This is a genomic window from Amycolatopsis sp. CB00013 (assembly GCF_001905755.1).
Classification (GTDB): Bacteria; Actinomycetota; Actinomycetes; order Mycobacteriales; family Pseudonocardiaceae; genus Amycolatopsis; species Amycolatopsis japonica.
Genome location: NZ_LIWC01000001.1, coordinates 476,503 through 494,082 on the forward strand (window position 1 = coordinate 476,503; position 17,580 = coordinate 494,082).

General features: G+C 69.1%; 17 protein-coding genes. 8 read left to right on the top strand and 9 right to left on the bottom strand.

Translation table 11 applies throughout. The annotated features are described in order from the left end of the window. Nucleotides 1–45: 45 nt before the first annotated feature. The 5 genes from AMK34_RS02035 to AMK34_RS02060 all read right to left on the bottom strand — a co-directional run bounded on the left by AMK34_RS02035 (nucleotide 46) and on the right by AMK34_RS02060 (nucleotide 5,873). A complete protein-coding gene (locus AMK34_RS02035; RefSeq protein WP_037336837.1) occupies nucleotides 46–915 on the bottom strand; it encodes a carbohydrate ABC transporter permease in 870 nt (289 codons plus the stop codon). After that, nucleotides 912–1,886 (bottom strand): carbohydrate ABC transporter permease, encoded by a 975-nt coding sequence (locus AMK34_RS02040; protein WP_073842526.1) that lies wholly within the window; start codon nucleotides 1,884–1,886, stop codon nucleotides 912–914. The genes AMK34_RS02035 and AMK34_RS02040 overlap by 4 nt, the downstream gene beginning before the upstream one ends. Then, nucleotides 1,864–3,237, bottom strand: a complete 1,374-nt coding sequence (locus AMK34_RS02045) for an ABC transporter substrate-binding protein (protein ID WP_073842528.1) — start codon at nucleotides 3,235–3,237, stop codon at nucleotides 1,864–1,866. Before AMK34_RS02045 ends, AMK34_RS02040 begins: the two co-directional genes overlap by 23 nt. A gap of 402 nt (nucleotides 3,238–3,639) precedes the next feature. Further along, nucleotides 3,640–4,644, bottom strand: a complete 1,005-nt coding sequence (locus tag AMK34_RS02055) for a LacI family DNA-binding transcriptional regulator (protein WP_038514546.1) — start codon at nucleotides 4,642–4,644, stop codon at nucleotides 3,640–3,642. Between the two features lie 32 nt (nucleotides 4,645–4,676). After that, nucleotides 4,677–5,873 carry an MFS transporter gene (locus tag AMK34_RS02060; RefSeq protein WP_083649716.1) on the bottom strand — a complete coding sequence of 399 codons (1,197 nt, stop codon included), beginning with the start codon at nucleotides 5,871–5,873 and terminating at the stop codon, nucleotides 4,677–4,679. A 106-nt stretch (nucleotides 5,874–5,979) separates the two neighbouring features. Here AMK34_RS02060 and AMK34_RS02065 point away from each other — a divergent pair, with 106 nt between their 5' ends. Beyond that, complete coding sequence (locus AMK34_RS02065; RefSeq protein WP_073842534.1) at nucleotides 5,980–6,471, top strand: hypothetical protein; 492 nt, start codon at nucleotides 5,980–5,982, stop codon at nucleotides 6,469–6,471. A gap of 289 nt (nucleotides 6,472–6,760) precedes the next feature. After that, nucleotides 6,761–8,149, top strand: coding sequence for a PepSY-associated TM helix domain-containing protein (locus AMK34_RS02070; protein WP_073842536.1), 1,389 nt, complete (start codon nucleotides 6,761–6,763; stop codon nucleotides 8,147–8,149). Here the strand turns inward: AMK34_RS02070 and AMK34_RS02075 are convergent. After that, nucleotides 8,139–9,035, bottom strand: a complete 897-nt coding sequence (locus tag AMK34_RS02075) for an SDR family NAD(P)-dependent oxidoreductase (protein ID WP_073842538.1) — start codon at nucleotides 9,033–9,035, stop codon at nucleotides 8,139–8,141. The two genes, AMK34_RS02070 and AMK34_RS02075, sit on opposite strands and share 11 nt — an antisense overlap. Nucleotides 9,036–9,113: 78 nt before the next feature. Between AMK34_RS02075 and AMK34_RS02080 the strand changes: the two genes are divergently transcribed. After that, entirely contained in the window at nucleotides 9,114–9,689 is a 576-nt protein-coding gene (locus AMK34_RS02080; RefSeq protein WP_073842540.1) for a TetR/AcrR family transcriptional regulator, read from the top strand. Here AMK34_RS02080 and AMK34_RS02085 read toward each other — a convergent pair. Further along, complete coding sequence (locus AMK34_RS02085) at nucleotides 9,587–10,951, bottom strand: MFS transporter (protein WP_073842542.1); 1,365 nt, start codon at nucleotides 10,949–10,951, stop codon at nucleotides 9,587–9,589. The two genes, AMK34_RS02080 and AMK34_RS02085, sit on opposite strands and share 103 nt — an antisense overlap. A 122-nt stretch (nucleotides 10,952–11,073) precedes the next feature. Beyond that, a complete protein-coding gene (locus AMK34_RS02090; RefSeq protein WP_016333863.1) occupies nucleotides 11,074–11,715 on the bottom strand; it encodes a TetR/AcrR family transcriptional regulator in 642 nt (213 codons plus the stop codon). A 112-nt stretch (nucleotides 11,716–11,827) separates the two neighbouring features. Between AMK34_RS02090 and AMK34_RS02095 the strand changes: the two genes are divergently transcribed. The 4 genes from AMK34_RS02095 to AMK34_RS02110 are packed head-to-tail and all read left to right on the top strand — an operon-like array spanning nucleotide 11,828 to nucleotide 16,253. Then, nucleotides 11,828–12,676: a shikimate dehydrogenase gene (locus AMK34_RS02095; RefSeq protein ID WP_038514527.1), complete on the top strand. Its 849-nt coding sequence runs from the start codon at nucleotides 11,828–11,830 to the stop codon at nucleotides 12,674–12,676. Then, complete coding sequence (locus tag AMK34_RS02100; RefSeq protein ID WP_073842544.1) at nucleotides 12,666–14,435, top strand: bifunctional sugar phosphate isomerase/epimerase/4-hydroxyphenylpyruvate dioxygenase family protein; 1,770 nt, start codon at nucleotides 12,666–12,668, stop codon at nucleotides 14,433–14,435. Before AMK34_RS02095 ends, AMK34_RS02100 begins: the two co-directional genes overlap by 11 nt. Nucleotides 14,436–14,439: 4 nt before the next feature. Beyond that, nucleotides 14,440–15,090, top strand: coding sequence for a helix-turn-helix domain-containing protein (locus AMK34_RS02105; RefSeq protein WP_073842546.1), 651 nt, complete (start codon nucleotides 14,440–14,442; stop codon nucleotides 15,088–15,090). Nucleotides 15,091–15,104: 14 nt separating this feature from the next. After that, nucleotides 15,105–16,253 (top strand): cytochrome P450, encoded by a 1,149-nt coding sequence (locus AMK34_RS02110; RefSeq protein WP_073842549.1) that lies wholly within the window; start codon nucleotides 15,105–15,107, stop codon nucleotides 16,251–16,253. Here AMK34_RS02110 and AMK34_RS02115 read toward each other — a convergent pair. Continuing rightward, the gene (locus AMK34_RS02115) at nucleotides 16,176–16,685 is read right to left on the bottom strand and encodes a hypothetical protein (RefSeq protein WP_038514518.1); all 510 of its coding nucleotides are present in this window, start codon (nucleotides 16,683–16,685) and stop codon (nucleotides 16,176–16,178) included. The genes AMK34_RS02110 and AMK34_RS02115 overlap by 78 nt on opposite strands. Nucleotides 16,686–16,789: 104 nt before the next feature. Here AMK34_RS02115 and AMK34_RS02120 point away from each other — a divergent pair, with 104 nt between their 5' ends. Then, a complete protein-coding gene (locus tag AMK34_RS02120; RefSeq protein ID WP_073842551.1) occupies nucleotides 16,790–17,365 on the top strand; it encodes a TetR/AcrR family transcriptional regulator in 576 nt (191 codons plus the stop codon). Nucleotides 17,366–17,580 lie beyond the last annotated feature (215 nt).

Sequence of the window (17,580 nt, forward strand, 5' to 3'; positions counted from 1 at the left end):
GAAATACCCTCCCAATCGTTGTGGAAACCCCGAATGCGGCGAGAGTCAGCCTTTGAGACTGCCGGCGGTGAGCCCGGCGAGGATATGCCGCTGGAACGCCAGGAACAGCGCCACCATCGGCAGGCTGGCCAGGACCATGCCCGCGACGAGCACGTTCAGCGGCATGTCGATGGCCACGCGCTGCAGCATCACCGACAGCGTCTGCTTTTCGGTGTCCGGGAACACCAGCAGCGGCCAGATGAAATCCTTCCACGCGGCCACCACCGCGAGGATCGAGACCACGGCCAGGATCGGCCGGGAGATCGGCAGGATGATGCGCCACAGCGTGCGCACCGGTCCGGCGCCGTCGAGGCGCGCGGCCTCGATCAGCTCGTCGGGGATCTGGTCGAAGAACCGTTTCAGCAGATAGATGTTGAACGCGTTCGCGGCGGCGGGGAGCCAGACCGCCGCCGGCGAGTTGATCAGGTTGAGGTCCAGCAGCGGCAGGTCGGTGATCGTCACGTAGGTCGGCACGAGCAGGGCCGCGGCGGGGAGCATCAACGTCGCGAGCATCAGCCCGAGCACGACGTTGCCGAATTTCGGCCGCAGCTTCGACAACGCGAACGCCGCGGGAACGTCGATGGCCAGCTGGGCCAGCCAGGCGCCCCCGGCGACGATCACGGTGTTGAGGAAGTACTTGCCGAGGCTCAGCTGGTCCCACGCGTCGGCGAAGGTCTCCGGATGCCACTCGTTCGGGATGAACGTCGCCGGCGTCTGCGCCAGCTCCTGGGGTGACTTCATCGCGCCGGTCACGGCCCAGTACAGCGGGAACAGGAACGCGATGACGAACAGGAGCAGCGTGCAGGCGAAGATCACGGCGTACCCGATCTTGCCGCCGGGGCTGCGAAGCGTGCTGGGGGAGACGAGCGTCCTCATGACTCATCCGCCTTCCGGGTCAGGCGCACGTACAACGCGGAGAACACACCGAGCGCGACGAACAACAGCAGGCTCAACGCGCTGGCCGAGCCGAAGTCGTTGTAGACGAAGGCATAGCGGTACAGCAGCAGGAGGACGGTGACGGTGGAGTCGTCGGGCCCGCCGCCGGTCATCACGTACGGCTCGGTGAACACCTGCATGGTCGCGACCACCTGCAGCAGCAGGAGCACCAGCAAGACGAACCTCGTCTGCGGCAGGGTGACGTGGATCAGGCGCTTCCACAGTCCCGCGCCGTCCAGCTCAGCGGCTTCGTAGAGTTCACCGGGGATGGTGCCGAGCGCGGCGAGATAGATCAGCGTGGTGCTGCCCATGTTCGCCCACGTCGACACGAACACCAGCGACAGCATCGACGTGTCGCTCGAGTCCAGCCATTGGCCGCCGGGCAGGCCGACGGCGCCGAGCGCGGAGTTGAACAGGCCGGCGCCCGGGTCGTAGAACCACTTCCACATCAGGGCGGTGACCACCGGCGGCAGCATCACCGGCAGGTACACCGCGAGCCGGAAGAACGCCTTGGCGTGCCGCAGTTCGTTGAGCAGGACGGCGGTCAGGAACGGCACCACGAACCCGAAGACCAGCGCGAGCCCGGTGAACAACAGGGTGTTGCGCCAGGCGATGCCGAACAGCGGGTCTTCGAACAGGCGGGTGAAGTTGTCGAAGCCGACCCACGTCGGCGGGTTGACGAAGTCGACCTGCTGGAAGCTGAGCAGCACCCCGCGCACGATCGGATACCACGAGAACAGGGCGAACACCACGAGCGCGGCGCACAGCAGGCCGTACGCGGTGACGTTCTCCTTGAGCTTGCGGCGTATCCGGTTCCGGCGGCGTTCGGCCGCCGAGGCGACCGGCCGACCGGCCCGCGACGACGTTGTCGCGGGCCAGTCGAGGACGCTACTTGACCTGGGCGAGGACACTGTTGACCTTCGACTCCGCGGACGACAGCTGCTGAGCGATATCCGCGTTCCGATCGGTGAGCACCGCCTGCATCACACTGTCGAGGATGGCGTAGACCTGCTGCGCGTTCGGCGGTTCGATGCTGCCCTTGATCCGCGAACTCGCGTCCACATAGGACTGGTAGTTTTCGGCGGGAACGTTGGCGTGCTTGGCCTTCACCGCGAGCTGCTGATCACGCACGGCGCCCTGCCAGACGTCCGGGGTCGGCTCGGCGGGCAGCCCGACCGGCTGCTTGCCGTCGACGTACTGCTGGACGTGCTTCTCGAAACGTTCCGGGTTGAGGTATTTCCAGCGGACCCATTCCAGGCCCGCCTTGATCTTCTCCGGCGAGGCCTTGGGGTTGATCATGTAGCCCTCGCCGCCGAGCAGCGTGCCCTGCCCGCCCGGCATGCCCGCGACGCCGTAGTCCTCGTACTTGCCGTTGAACTGCTTGACCAGCACCGGGACGTTGTCCGGGGCGGCCATGTACATGCCGAGCTGGCCGGCGCCCATCATGCGCTGGACGTCCTGCGCTTCGAGCAACTGCTTGCTGCCCATGGTGTCGTCTTCCCACCGCATGGCGCGCAACTGGTTCAGGGCGGCCTTGGCCTTGTCGTTGTTGAAGGCGGCGACCCATTTCTCGCCGTCCTTGCGGGCGACCTCGCTGCCCATGGAGTAGAGCCAGCCGGTCAGATGCCAGCCGCCCTGGTTGTTCTTGCTGTAGTCGGCGTATCCGACGGTGCCGTTGCCCAGCGCGGCGATCTTCTTCGCGGCCGCGCGGACCTCGTCCCAGGTCTGCGGCGGTTTATTCGGGTCGAGCCCGGCCTTCTGGAACAGCGGGCGGCTGTAGAGCAGGCCCATGCTGTAGTTCATCGTCGGGAGGCCGTAGAGCTTGCCGTCGGCATCCCGGAAGTTGTCCAGTAATTCCGGTTTGATGTCGCTGAAGTTCTTCAAGCCCTTGGCCGCTTCGGTGATGTCGGCGGCCTGGCGGCGCGCGATGATCTGCGCCGGGTCGGTGAAGTAGACGTAGTAGACGTCTTCGAGCTGCCCACCGGCGAGTTTGGCGGAGAACGTCTTCGGGTCCATGAACCCTTCGTGCGGCTCGATGTCGATGTCCGGGTGGCTCTCCTCGAACTCCTTGACGTCGGCGTCGAACACGCCGCGCTCGAACGGCTGGCTGGTCGGGGGCTGCCCGGTCACGGTGATCTTGACCTTGCCCCCGGTGCTTTCACCGGAGCCGGAACCGCAGGCGGCCGCGCCCAGGGTGAGTCCGCCCGCAAGGAACAGGCAGAACATCCGGCGGCGCACGGCAGGGGACCAAGTGCTGCTCATCTTCAAGCCTCATCTCGGGATCGCGACGGCTGTCACGTGATTGCGGTCACTCTAAAGTGAAGCCCCGGATTAACGCAATAACTGGATGAGAACTTGCAACTTTGCGACAGACGCAGTCGCGGGGTGCCCCAAGTACATGAAGGCCCCCTTCCTTGCGCTAGGCGCAAGGAAGGGGGCCTTCATGTACTTCATCGAACTCGCGTGCTTGAAGCCGTAACTCGCGTGCTTGGAGGCGTAACACTCAGATCCGTCCCGAAGCACGCGTGATACGGCTCCAGGCACGCGTGATACGGCTTCCGGCACACGGGGTCCGGCCTGGGGCGAAGGACGCTTTCCCCACATCGCACGAGCGGAAAGCGTCCTTCGCCCCGTGTCAGTCTCGGGTGGCCTTCGTCGGGGTGGCTAAACGCGGCGCGCGGTGGAGCCCCGGACGACGAGTTCGGGCGCGAACAGCAGTTCCTCGGCCGCGACCTCGCCGCCGTTTATGCGCTTGACCAGCAGTTCCACCACGGCGCGGCCCATCGCCTCGATCGGCTGCCGGGTGGTGGTGAGCGGCGGATCGGTGCAGTTCATCAGGGCGGAATCGTCGTAGCCGACCACCGAGACGTCTTCGGGGACGGAGAGCCCTTGCCGCCGGGCCGCGCGGATCGCGCCCAGTGCCAGGAGGTCGCTCGCGCACAGGACGGCGGTCGCGCCGCGCGGGTACAGCCGGGCCGCGGCCGCGTGCCCGCCTTCGATGGAGAACATGCCGTGTTCGACGAGTTCGTCCAGCACCGGAAGACCGAGTTTCGCCGCGTAGGCGCGGAAGGCCTCGAGTTTGCGCTGGGACGGGACGTGGTCGGTCGGGCCGAGGACGAGGCCGATCTTCTCGTGGCCGAGCGAGCTCAGATGCCCGACGACCTGTTCGACGGCGACCGCGTCGTCGCACGAGATCTGCGGCAGCCCGAGGTGGTCGACGGCGGCGTTGATCAGCACCGTCGGCAGGCGGCGCTCGGCGAGATGGTGGTAGTGGGAATGCACCGCGTCGGCCTGGGCGTAGAGCCCGCCGGCGAACACGACCCCGGAGACCTGCTGCTGCAACAGCAGTTCGACGTACTCCGCTTCGGAGACGCCGCCCGCGGTGCGAGTGCACAGCACGGGGGTGAAACCCTGCTGGGCCAGCGCGTTGCCCATGATCTCGGCGAGCGCGGGGAAGATGGGGTTCTGCAGTTCGGGAAGGACCAGCCCGACCAGGCGGGCGCGATCCCCGCGCAGCTGGGTCGGCCGTTCGTAGCCCATCACGTCCAGCGCGGTGAGGACGGCGGCCCGGGTGCTCGCGGAGACCCCTGATCGGCCGTTGAGCACCCGGCTGACCGTGGCTTCACTGACCCCGACCTTGCGGGCGACTTCGGCAAGACGACGCGTCATGGCTGAAACATTACCGCAAGCGAGCGCAAGAACTAGACACTCTTGATCGGTGCGGTTGCCCGGAAGTCACGCGAGGAAGCAACGAGGGCGGCGGCCGCCGGAGCGGCGAAGCAGACGACCGCGCACGCCGCCAGCACCGGCGCCGCCCCGAACCGGTCGATCGCGGGCGCGATGAACGCGAGCCCGGCGGGCGCGAGGCCGTAGGAGAACAGGAAGTCCAAAGAGGACACCCGGGCGAGCTTCCCCGGTTCGACCTCCCGCTGGGTCGCGGTGAACCAGGGGACGTTGAACAGTTCGATGCCCAGCCCGGCGACGGCGTAGGCGGCGATGACGAAGGCCGGGTGCACCGGGAACAGCAGGCTCAGTGGCGCGAAGCCGTAGCAGCCGAGCCCCGCCAGCGCCGTCCAGCCTTGCCGCTTCGGGCGCCAGCGCGCGATGACGACCGCGCCCGCGAGCGCGCCGAGGGTGTACGCGGTGAGTCCGGCGGCCAAGACCGTTTCGCTGTCATAGCGGTCACGGCTGACCAGCGGCAGCACCACACCCGTGGCGGAATAGCCGGTCGCGACGACGGCGGTCAGCGCGCCGAGCCCGGCGAGGAACCACGGGTGGCGGCGGGCTTCACGGAGTCCATCGGCGAACTCGCCGAAGAAGCGGGTCCCGGCGGCGGCCGGGGCGGGCGTGAAGGTGCCTCGCGGCGGGATCAGCGCCGCGCCGAGCCACAGCACTCCGGTCCCGATCACCAGGGCCGACGTCGAGGCGAACTGGGAGAGCAGGGCGGTGAGCCCCGGCGCGACCAAGGTCGTGACCCGGACGGCGAGGGTCATCGCGGCGTTGGCCTGCTGACGCCGGTCTTCGGCGATCACCTCGGCCGTGAGCGCCTGGAACGCCGGACGGCACGCGCCCTGCCCGACGCCGACGACGGCCGCCGCGGTGGCCATCAGCAGGACCGACCGGCCCATCCCGGTGGCGATCAGCGGAGTGGCGAGACCGGCGATCAGGCCCGCCCAGAGCACGACCCCGCGACGGGAATGCCGGTCGGCCAAGACACCCGCCACCGGGACCGCCACGAGGAATCCCGCCGTCCGAGCGGCGAGCACGATGCCGAGGTCCACAGCCGAAAGCGATCGTTCCAGCACCGCGAGTCCGAGGATGAACGGCAGGGCCCAGGTCGCCAGCCCGGAGGCGGTGTTCCCGGTCCAGAGCCGGAGGAACGACAGGCTGCGAAGCACCGGGCCGACGATATCAAGGAGAGACAACGGGCCCGTTCGCGCTCTACTCTGCCTCCCGTGCGCACGCCGACCCCGAGGCCCGGCCAGGCGCCTCCGCGGCGGGGCCGTGGGGGTCCTGACCGGCACTTTGGCGACCGGTGCCCACGTCGGGACCAGCGGCCGCGTCCCGGATCTCGGTGTCGTGGTGCTGCTCGTCGCCCTGCTGAGCTGGGTGGCGTACGCGTTCGCTGGACGCCGCCGCGGCCCGCTGGCCATCCTCGGCCTGGTGGCGGGCGGGCAGGTGGCGATGCACGCCTGCTTGACCTTCCTGACCTGGCAGTCGCACGCCCACCACGCCGAAGCCCCGGGCAACGGCCTGTCCATGGCGGCCGGGCACGCCGCCGCGACCCTCGTGGTGGCGATGGTGCTCGCGGGCGCCGAGCACGTCATGTACGCGCTCACGACGCTCATCGCCTCGGTTCTTCCCCGGCGGTTGACCCCGCGGCCGGCGACGGCGCCGCTGCGGATCCACGTCCCGCTCGCGGTGGAGTTCCCCGCGACCGAGGCGCTCCTGCGAGACGTGCTTTCGCGGCGCGGCCCGCCGGTGACGTCCGCCTGATCCCCGAAACCCTGCCGAGACCCGTGTCGCGGCAGGGCTGAGGGTCTGTTGGTGAACCCGCGCCCGCGATCGACGTCGGCAGGGCGCCGCCTGGTCATCCACCTCACGGACGTGGACAAGGCGCCCTGCCACCGCGATAGCGGGGCCTTCGGCCGGGCGGGTTCACGCGTCTGGTCACTTTTCCGGATGAATCTCAGCTCCGCCAACAGGCTCTCAGCACGCGTGCCGTGAGCATCCCGGCGCGCGGCGCAGGCGCACGCCTCCCCATCGACGCCTCAGGAGTTCCCCCATGGCAACGCGAATCGAATCGACAACGAGCCCGCCGCGCGCGACCGGCTGGCGCGGGCTGTTCCTCCGCTTCCACTTCTACGCCGGCGTTCTCGCCGGACCGTTCATCCTCATCGCCGCGCTCAGCGGCGTTCTCTACGCGGCGACGCCGCAGATGGAGTCCTGGATCTACTCCGACCAGCTCCGCGCTCCCGTCGGGCTGAGCCAGGCTTCACTCGCCGACCAGGTCAAGGCGGCGCAGGCGGCGCACCCCGGTGGCGACCTGGTCGCCGTCCGGCCCGCTCCCGAGCCGGGCGACACGACTCGGGTCCTGTTCGCCGAGGAAGGACTCGGCGAATCCGAACGGCGGGCGGTGTTCGTCGATCCGGCCACCGCGCAGGTACGCGGGGACCTCGTCGCGTACGGCTCGAGCGGCGCCTTGCCTTTCCGGACCACGCTCGACCAGTTGCACCGCAACCTGCTCCTCGGCGAGCCGGGACGGCTCTACAGCGAACTCGCCGCGTCCTGGCTGTGGGCGGTCGCGCTCGGCGGCCTCGTGCTGTGGATGAGCCGCCGTCGTGCCCGCCGGGCCGAGAAGGCCGAATCCGCGCGAGGGAAGTCGGTGCGCCGTCACGGATCCGTCGGCCTGTGGGTGCTGCTCGGCGCGTTGTTCCTCTCCGCGACAGGGCTGACGTGGTCGGCGTACGCGGGGGAGAACGTCTCCGCGTTGCGTGAATCCCTCGGCTGGGCCACCCCGGCGTTGAAGGTGACCGGCGGCGACGAACACGCCGGGCACGCCGGGCATGGCGAAGCCCCCGCCGCACCGGCACCCGCGAAACCCGAGAGCGTGGACGCGATGCTGGCCTCCGCCCGCGCCGCCGGGATCGACGCCGCCTCGGTGGAGATCGGGCTGCCCACGAAACCCGGCGCTCCTTGGCAGGTGGCGGAAATCGAGCGCGGCTGGCCGACGCAGGTCGACGCCGTCGCGGTCGACGGGACCACCGGGCAGATCCTGGGTGAGGTGCGCTTCGCCGACTACCCCCTGATGGCGAAGCTCGCCCGCTGGGGGATCGACGCGCATATGGGCGTCCTGTTCGGCTGGCCCAACCAGATCGTGCTGCTCCTGCTCGGCGCCGGTCTGGTCACGCTGGTCGTGCTCGGCTACCGGATGTGGTGGCAGCGCAGGCCGACCCGGGCCACCGGGCTGACCTTCGGACGGCCCATCCCGCGCGGTCAATGGCGCAAGGCGCCGCCGTGGCTGCCGGTGGGTCTTCTCGTCCTGGCCGCCGCGATCGGCTGGTTCGTGCCGCTGCTCGGGATCAGCCTGCTCGCGTTCCTGGTGGTAGACCTGCTGCTGGGCCTGCGATCCCGCGGCAAGTCCACCCCGGACTCGACCGACGTCACGGTGTGAGTTCCGCGCTCGCCGCCCACAACCGGGCGGCGAGCGCGGTGTCGGCGAGCTTCCCGCGGACCGGCTCCCGCCTCGGCTCACCACGCAGACCGAACACGCGGGGGCCGAACATCTCACCGCCACGCACGGCGGGATCGAGTACTGCCCGTACCGCGGGCCAAGCGCCGGCTTCCTTGCCCTGCAACAGAAGCCCGGCCGGGAACTTCCGCCCATCGGCCTCGGGGTGCACCGGCCTCGGCGGCGTGAGGGAATCAAGCGCACCGCCGGGATGGTCGACGAGGCTCAGGACCGTGCTCCCGGCCGCGCGCAGCCGTCTGTCGAGCTCGAAGGCGAACAGCATCTGCGCCAGCTTCGAGCGCGCATAAGTGCGTTTGGGCTGGTAGTCCCGCTTGCTCTGGAGGTCGTCCAGGTCGAGTTCCGCGGACTTGCCCACGAAGCTGCCCGTGGTGACGACGCGGCCTGCCTCCGCCGCTTCGAGCAGGGGCATCAACCGGTGTACCAGCACGAAATGCCCGAGATGGTTGGTGGCGAAGGTCAGTTCGAGCCCATCGGACGTCTCCCGCCTCGGCTGGTTCTCCAGGAGTACGCCCGCGTTGCAGACGACGGCGTCGAGCCGGTCGATCCCCAGAGTGTCCACTGAGGACTTGAGGGACGGAAGGTCGGAGAGATCCAGCCGCAGGTGCCCGAGATTCGCGTCCGGCACGAGGGAACGGATCGACGCCATCGCCGTCTCCGCCTTGGCGGTGTCCCGGCTGCCGAGGAGCACGGTGGCGCCGGTGCCGGCGAGCTGTTCGGCGACGAAATAGCCGATCCCCGCGTTGCCACCGGTGACCAGGAAGGTCTTGCCGTCGGCACGCGGCAGGTGGTGGACGTCCCAATGGCTCACGGCGCTCTCCTAAAGTCGAAGTCACTCCGAACATACACTCGCTTCGAATTCGGAGTGACTTCGATGTAAGCTGGGTCTATGGGAGCGACCGAGCCGGGCAGGCGTGAACGCAAGAAGGCGGCGACACGCCAGGCCTTGTCGGGGGCTGCGCGAGACCTGTTCCTGGAACGGGGTTTCGACAACGTCACCGTCGCGGAGATCGCCGACGCCGCGGACACGGCGGTGTCCACGCTGTTCGCGCACTTCCCGGGCGGCAAGGAGGCGCTGGTCCTCGGCCACGGCCACGAACGCGAAGCGGCCTTGGCCGCCGCGGTGCGTGACCGGGCCGAGGGCACGTCGATCCTTCAGGCGCTGCAGGCCTTCCTCGCGACGCGTGGCCCGTTCGATCCGGATCCCGATCCGCTGGCGCGGCGGGTCGCGGATCTGGTGGTGGCGACCCCGGCGTTGCGCGCCTACGCCAGGACGCTGTGGACGGGCTGCGAGGACGCACTCACGAAGGTCATCGCCGAAGCGTCGGGACAGGACGATTTCTCCGTGCGGCTGCTGGCGCGCTATGTCCTGGAGGTCCCGGACCTGGCCGGGGTCGAGGCGGATCCCGCCGCCGCGCTGGACGCCGCGTTCGTGTTCTTGCGGCGGGGCTGGCCGGGGTTCTGACCGTCCGTGCCGAGGTCCTCTGTCGGCACGTCGTGCGTTTCACGTGCGGTGAGCGCGGCCGCGGCGCTGAGAAGGCATACGGCGGCGGTGAAGACGGCGACGCCGAGCCAGTCGTCCTTCCCCGAGCCGATCGCGGCCACCACGCTCGGGGCGAACCCGGCGATGGCGAACCCGATCTGTGTGCCGATCGCCATCCCCGAAAGCCGGACCTTGGCGCTGAACATCTCACCGTAGAACGACGGCCACACCCCGTTGACGGCACTGTAGGCGACGCCGAAAAGCAGGATCCCGACGGTGAAGATCAGCGGATACGAACCGTCCGAAATGGACCACAGGTACGGGAAGATCAGTACAGCGCAGGCGAGGCAGCCCGCGATGAACACCGGCTTGCGGCCGACCCGGTCGGAAAGCCCTGCCAGGAACGGGATCGCGAGCAGCGCGACGACGTTTGCCAGTACTCCGACCCACAAAATCGGTCCGCGGTCCAGCCCGATCGTGTTGACCGCGTAGCTCAGCGCGTACACGGTGAAGATCGTGCTGACCGAGGCGATGGTGGCCGCGACGACGACGCGGAGCACATCCTTCCAGTGCGTCCGGAACAGCACGGCGACCGGCAGTTTGGCGACTTCGGACCGGTTCCGTTCGAACACCGGGGTTTCGTCGATCTTGCGGCGGATCACGAAACCGACGACCACGACGGCGGCGCTGCACCAGAACGGGATCCGCCAGCCCCAGGTGAGCAACTGGTCCTGCGGGAGCGCGGCGATCGGCAGGAAGACCGCGGTGGCGAGGATCTGCCCGGCCTGGGTGCCGCTGAGGGTGAAGCTCGTGTAGTAGCCGCGCCGGTGGGACGGCGCGTGTTCCAGTGACATCGAGTTGGCGCCCGCCTGTTCGCCGGCGGCCGAAAGTCCTTGCAGCAGACGGAGGATCACCAGCAGGACCGGCGCGAGCACACCGACTGAGGCGTACGTCGGCAGGCAGCCGACCAGGAACGTCGTGGCGCCCATCAGCACCAGCGTGAACACCAGGACCTTCTTGCGGCCAAGCCGGTCGCCGACGTGCCCGAGCACGAACGCGCCGACCGGGCGGGCGAGATAGCCGACGCCGAAGGTCGCCAGCGCGAGCAGCGTGCCGGTGGCGGGGGAGGAGGCGGGGAAGAAGACCTTGTTGAACACCAGTGCGGCGGCGGTTCCGTAGATGAAGAAGTCGTAATACTCCAAGGCGCTGCCGATCCAGGCGGCCGATGCGGCCTTGCGGGGCATGCCTTGCGTGACAGGGGAGGGAGAGGCCACGTCGACGCTCCAAGGGGCGATATCAGCAATGTACGATCTAGTTAGTTAATACAGCCTGCGAGACGGTGCCCCGGTTGTCAAGAGCCGGGATTTCAGGCGGTCAGGTACTCGATCACCAGGTCGCCCAGCATCAGTCGATAGTGGGCGCGGCGGGCCGGGTCGAGCATGTCCCGCCCGAAGATCGCGGAGAAGGTGTGCCGGTTCGCGAGGCGGAACACGCAGAACGAGCTGATCACCATGTGCACGTCGAGCGCGTCGACGTCCTCGCGGAACCGGCCGGCCTCGCGGCCGCGGTCGAGGATGCGGGAGAGCACGTCGAGGGCCGGGTTCGCCATGCCGGACAAGGCTTCCGAGCGCGCGATGTGCTCGCCGTGGTGGATGTTCTCGATGCTCACGAGGCGGATGAAGTCCGGGTTCGCCTCGTGGTGGTCGAAGGTGAGCTCGGCGAGCTGGCGGATCGCGTCCTCGGGTTCGAGGTGGTCGACGTCCAGATCCTGTTCGAGCGCGCGGATGGTCGCGTACGCCCGCTCGAGCGCGGCGACGTAGAGCTGCTCCTTGCCGCCGAAGTAGTAGTAGATCATCCGCTTCGTGGTGCTCGTGCGGGCGGCGATCTCGTCCACTCTCGCGCCGGCGTAGCCCTTGTCGGCGAACTCCCTGGTGGCCACCGCGAGGATTTCGGCGCGGGTGCGTTCCTTGTCGCGCTGGCGCTCGACCTCGGACGACGGTGCGGCCACCTGACTCCCTCCGAACCGCTGGTGGAAGGCCTCACTCTAGCGCAGCCCTTCTCGTGCCGACCGGTCCGCGCTACAGTGAACTCACTAGTTCGTACATTAACGGAGGATCTTGGTGAGCGGCTACCTCATCGGCCTGGTCGGCACCGGTATCGGGCCGTCGCTGAGCCCGGCGCTGCACGAACGGGAAGCCGACGAACTCGGGTTGCGCTATCTCTACCGGCGCCTCGACCTCGACGTGCTGAGGCTCCCGATCGGTGAGGTGCTGGCAGCGGCCCGGACCGCGGGCTTCGACGGTCTCAACATCACGCATCCGGTGAAACAACAGGTGTTGCCGTATCTCGACGACGTGGCGCCCGACGCCGCGGCGCTCGGCGCGGTGAACACGGTGGTGTTCCGCGAAGGGCTCGCGACCGGGCACAACACGGACGCGACCGGTTTCGCCCGCAACCTCACCCGAGGGCTGCCGGACGCCGACATGGACACCGTCGTCCTCCTCGGCGCGGGCGGGGCGGGCGCGGCGGTGGCGCATGCACTGCTCTCCCTGGGAACCGGACGGCTGATCGTGCACGACGTCGACGCCACGCGGGCCGGAACGCTGGTCTCCGCGCTGCGACGGCGTTTCGGTGACGACAGGGCCCTTTCCGGTTCCCTCGACGACGTCCGGGGTGCCGACGGCCTCGTCCACGCCACGCCGACCGGGATGGCCGCGTACCCGGGCTCGCCGGTTCCCGCCGAGTCGCTGCGCGAGGGGATGTGGGTGGCCGACATCGTGTACCGGCCGCTGGAGACCACGCTGCTCAAGCAGGCGCGCGAACGGGGCTGCCGAACGCTGCACGGCGGCGGGATGGTGGTGTTCCAGGCGGCGGACTCGTTCCGCCTGTTCACCGGCGCGGAGCCGGACGCCGACCGGATGCTCCGGCATTTCGAAGCACTGGAAGGAAAACCCGCCCATGCCCGGTGACACCGCCATCGCGACCGTCTGCCTTTCCGGCACGCTCGAGGACAAACTCGCCGCGGCCGCCGCGGCGGGTTTCCACGGTGTCGAGATCTTCGAGAACGACCTGATCGCGTCGAGGAGGTCGCCGTCGGAGATCCGGCGGCTCTGCGCGGATCTCGGGCTGACGATCGACCTCTACCAGCCGTTCCGCGATTTCGAGGCGGTGCCGCCGGACCTGCTCCGGGCGAACCTCCGCCGGGCGCGACGGAAGTTCGACCTCATGGCCGAACTCGGGGCGGACACCGTCCTGGTCTGCTCGTCGGTCTCGCCGGACGCCGTCGACGACGACGAGCTCGCCGCCGCGCAGCTTCGGGAACTGGCCGAACTGGCGGGGGAACGCGGGATCCGTGTCGCCTACGAAGCACTCGCGTGGGGCCGGTTCGTGAACACCTACGAGCACGCGTGGCGCATCGTGCGGCGGGCCGATCACCCGGCCTTGGGAGTGTGTCTCGACAGCTTCCACATCCTGTCGCGGCGGAGCGATCCCCGCGCGATCCGGACGATCCCGGGGGAGAAGATCTTCTTCCTGCAACTGGCCGACGCGCCATTGCTGGACATGGACGTGCTGCACTGGAGCAGGCATCACCGGCTCTTCCCGGGGCAGGGCGCGTTCGATCTGACCGCGTTCACCGGGCACGTGCTGGCGGCCGGTTATCGAGGGCCGCTTTCACTGGAGGTCTTCAACGACGTCTTCCGGCAGGCGGACCCGCGGCCCGCGGCCGTCGACGCCATGCGATCGCTGGTGGCGTTACGTGAATCCGTCGGCGTTCTTGAGCTTCCCGAGGCTCCTCGGCTGGACGGCCACGCCTTCGCGGAACTCGCCGTGCCGGGAACCGTGCTCGCGGACCTCGGCTTCGCCCACGTCGGAACGCATCGCTCGAAGCCGGTTCAGCTGTGGCAACAGGGGTCGGCCCGGTTGCTGGTGAACGAAGCCGTCGCGGACGGCACGATCAGCGCCCTCGGCCTGATCAGCGCGAATCCGGCCGGATCGGCGCGGCGCGCGGAGACCTTGCTCGCTCCCGTGCTGCCCCGCGAGCACGGCCCCGGCGAGGCGGATCTGTCCGCCGTCGCCGCGCCGGACGGCACCGAGATCTTCTTCTGCGGCGGCGATGGATGGCTTCAGGACTTCGTTCCGACCAGGGCGGTGCCGTCCGGGGCGGGGATCACCGGCATCGACCACGTCGCCTTGACCCAGCCTTTCGACCATTTCGACGAGGCGACGCTGTTCTATCGTTCGGTGCTGGGCCTGCGGCCCGACCCGGTGTCCGAGTTCGCGGCGCCGTTCGGGCTCGTGCGCAGCCGGGCGGTCGGCGATCGGGACGTCCGCTTGACGCTCGACAGCGCCTTGGTGAGGCGAGGGGAGTGGGCGCCGGGAGTGCCGTCGCCGCAACACATCGCGCTCGCTTGCGATGACGCTCTTGCGGTCGCGCGTGCCCTGCGGGAGGCCGGTGCGCCGCTGCTGGAAATCCCCGGGAACTACTACGACGACCTCGAAGCGCGATTCGATCTGCCCTTCGCCGCGCGGCTGCGGGAGAACTCGGTGCTGTACGACCGTGACGAGGACGGCGAATTCCTGCACTTCTGCACCGAGCTGGTCGGCTCCCGGGTCTTTTTCGAGGTGGTGCAACGGATCGGCGGCTACCGCGGCTACGGGGTCGTCAACACGCCGGTGTACATGACCGCCCATCGGGAGCGACGGCTCAGCCTGGCCGGTGTTGAATGAGGCGGTGACCAGCGATTTCGCCCCGCCCGCCGACCTGGCCGACCGCGTCGGCCGGATGTGGCGGCGCAGCGGGGAACTGCCGCCCGCGCTGCCGCAGCCGTATGTGGACCTGTTGGTGTTCGCGGACGGTTCCCTGTGGTTGACCGGCCCGGAAACGGAAGCCAGGACCGGGAAGCTGGCCGAGCCGTTGACGGGCTTGCGGTTGCGGCCGGGGACGTGTGCCTCGGTGCTGGGGATCGCCGCGGACGAGGTGCCCTTGGCCGGGATGCCGCTCCCCGGTTCCGGTCTCGACGCCGCGTTCCGGGCCTTGCGGGCACCGGCCCGCCCGGCTGACCCGGCGGTCGCTCAGGTGCTCCAGGCCGTACGCGAGACGCCCGGGGCGCCGGTGTCCGATCACGCGGCCGCGGCCGGGCTGTCCGAGCGACAGCTGCGGCGACGGTTTTCGGTGGCCGTCGGGCTGAGCCCCAAGGCGTACGCACGGGTGGTGCGGTTGCACCGCGCGATGGCGCTGGCGCGGTCGTCTCCGGCGCCGGACTGGGCGGAGATCGCCATCCGCAGCGGGTTCTACGACCAGCCGCATATGCTCGCGGAGTTCCGGCGCGCGGTCGGGTCGTCGTGTGTCCGTTTCTTCCAAGCGGCGTCAGCGGACGGATAGCACCCTCTGGGGGTATGTCCGTCGAGCAGATCTTCGCTTTCCACGCCCAGGAAGTGGGTCCGGTGCGGTACGCCGAGTCGTTCGGCGCCTGGGTGGTGACCCGGTATTCCGAAGTGGACAGAGTGCTCACCGACCACACGGTGTTCTCGTCCGACGAGCTGCGCCACAGCATCGGGCCGGTGCCGCACGGCTCGAATCCGTTGGTGCGCGGCCTTCAGGCGATGGATCCGCCCCGCCATCACGCGCTGCGCCGGATCGTCAGCCAGGTCTTCACGCCCCGGGCCGTGGCGTCACTGGAACCGGGGATCACGGCGCGGGTCGACGCGCTGCTCGCCTCGGCCGGGGCGGATTTCGACCTGATCGGGGAGCTGGCCTACCCGTTGTCGGTGCACACGATCGCGGGCCTGCTCGGCGTGCGACCGTCGCGGTGGCCGGATTTCGTCCGCTGGACCGAGGCGATCACGTCGTTCTTCGGCACCTTCACCGCGGACGAGTCGCGTCAGGCCGCCTTCCACGAGGCGATCTCCGAACTGGGCGACTACTTCCGCGAAGAGTTCGCGCGCCCGACCGGCATCATCGCGACCCTCCTGGCGTCGGACCTCACCGAGGACGAGCTGATCGATTTCTGTGCGTTGCTGCTGATCAACGGCCACGAAACGACCAAGACCCTGCTCGTGAACGCCGTTCTTTGCCTCGCGTCCCGGCCGAAGCCCGCCGACCTGCGGCCCGCCGTCGAGGAGGTCCTGCGCTACCTGCCGCCCACGGGCGGGACGGACCGGTTCGTCACCCGGCCGACCGTCCTCGGCGGCCGGGAACTCCGTCCGGGCCAGAGGGTCGTCGCGATGATCTCGGCGGCGAACCGTGATCCCGCGGTCTTCGCGGACCCGCATACCTTCGACCCGGGCCGGATGCCCAACCCTCACCTGTCCTTCGGCCACGGCGTCCACTTCTGCCTGGGTGCCCATCTCGCCAGGATGGAGGTCCGGATCGCCCTCGCGGCCCTGCTGGACCGTTCCTGGTCGATCACGGACCTGGACACCCGTCGCACCCCGGTCGGCATCGACGTCCTGGAGGTCTCTCTGGCGTCAGCGGCCGAGGCGGATCGCCGAGACCAGGAAGAAGATCCCGCCGAGTACGGCGTATCCGGCCAGATTGACCAGTGAGGCGTCCGGCTGCGCGGCTTGCAGGACGAAGGCGGTGCCGGCGAGGGTGGAGATGGCGCCGCTGGCGATCATCGCCCACTGGCCGCCCAGTTTGCGGCGGCCGAGGCCGACGGCGAGCTGGACGAGGCCCGACACGATCGCCCAGGCACCCCAGACGCGCAGCACCGCCGGGATACCGGACGCGGCGGCGAACGCGAGACCGATCCCGGCGAGCGCGCTGATCGCGATGTTCACATACAGCCCCGGCGCGTCCTTTGACGAGCGAAGGTCGATGACGGCGGCAGCGACGTCGAACAGCGGGTACAGCACGAGCAGTGCGACGCTGACCGGCCCGAGCTTCGACGCACTCGTGAACAGCAGGCCCGCCCACACGAGGGCGAAGCCGAAACGAACGAAGTACAAGCGCCGGAGGCTGGCGGTTTGGCTGCTCACAGGAGCTCCTAGATGAGGTGAGGAGAACGTTCGGTCTACCGCGACTCTGGCAGTGATGTACGGCGCGGTCAAGACCGAACGTTCTATCCCGTAAGATGACCGTAATGGTTAAAGGTCAAGCGTCCGAAGCGCGCACAAGGCTGCTCACCACGGCGACCAGGCTCTTCTACACGGAGGGCATCCACTCCGTGGGCATCGACCGGATCGTGGCCGAAGCGAGGGTGACCCGTGCGACCCTGTACCGGCATTTCCCGGGCAAGGACGATCTGATCGTCTACTACCTGCAGGAAGCCGACCAGGCGATCCGTGGGCAGATCGAGGCCATCGTCGCCCGGGGGGCGGCGGCGCCGGACACGCTGCGAGCGATCGCCGCTGACATCACGGAGGGCATCCGGTCACCCGGCTTCCGCGGCTGCGCCTTCCTCAACGCCGCGTCGGAGTATCCGGACCCGGCCCATCCCGTGCACAAAGCCGTCCTCGCCCACCGGCACTGGTTCGCGGGCGTGATCACCGGCGTGCTGGCCCACTTGGGGAGCGCGCGGGCCGAGGTCGCGGCCCGGCGCTTCGTCCTGCTGCGGGACGGCGCGATGGCCACCGGCTGTCTGACCGACCCCGCGCCGATCTGCGAAACCTTCCTTGAGGGAGTCGACGACCTGTTGCGGCTTCATGTCACGTCGTGAGTGGCAAGGACGGTTAGAACCGTCCTTGCCACTCACGAGACTGGTGGTTCAATCCCAGTCAGGTCCGTGAAGGCCTCCTTGAGGGACCCAGGGTCCCTCAAGGAGGCCTTCACGGACTCGATGGTCGCCACATGCGCCGCACCTGCAGCAGGAGTCACAACAGGCGCGCGTGAAGGACCCCTTCGCTCGGCTCAGCCGAGGAAACTCGACCTTCA

What these genes read in the sequence shown, in the direction of transcription:
- AMK34_RS02035 (WP_037336837.1), bottom strand. Translation starts at nt 915, where the DNA reads ATGAGGACGCTCGTCTCCCCCAGCACGCTTCGCAGCCCCGGCGGCAAG.
- AMK34_RS02045 (WP_073842528.1), bottom strand. Translation starts at nt 3,237, where the DNA reads ATGAGCAGCACTTGGTCCCCTGCCGTGCGCCGCCGGATGTTCTGCCTG.
- AMK34_RS02055 (WP_038514546.1), bottom strand. Translation starts at nt 4,644, where the DNA reads ATGACGCGTCGTCTTGCCGAAGTCGCCCGCAAGGTCGGGGTCAGTGAA.
- AMK34_RS02070 (WP_073842536.1), top strand. Translation starts at nt 6,761, where the DNA reads ATGGCAACGCGAATCGAATCGACAACGAGCCCGCCGCGCGCGACCGGC.
- AMK34_RS02080 (WP_073842540.1), top strand. Translation starts at nt 9,114, where the DNA reads ATGGGAGCGACCGAGCCGGGCAGGCGTGAACGCAAGAAGGCGGCGACA.
- AMK34_RS02085 (WP_073842542.1), bottom strand. Translation starts at nt 10,951, where the DNA reads ATGCCCCGCAAGGCCGCATCGGCCGCCTGGATCGGCAGCGCCTTGGAG.
- AMK34_RS02100 (WP_073842544.1), top strand. Translation starts at nt 12,666, where the DNA reads ATGCCCGGTGACACCGCCATCGCGACCGTCTGCCTTTCCGGCACGCTC.
- AMK34_RS02110 (WP_073842549.1), top strand. Translation starts at nt 15,105, where the DNA reads ATGTCCGTCGAGCAGATCTTCGCTTTCCACGCCCAGGAAGTGGGTCCG.
- AMK34_RS02120 (WP_073842551.1), top strand. Translation starts at nt 16,790, where the DNA reads ATGGTTAAAGGTCAAGCGTCCGAAGCGCGCACAAGGCTGCTCACCACG.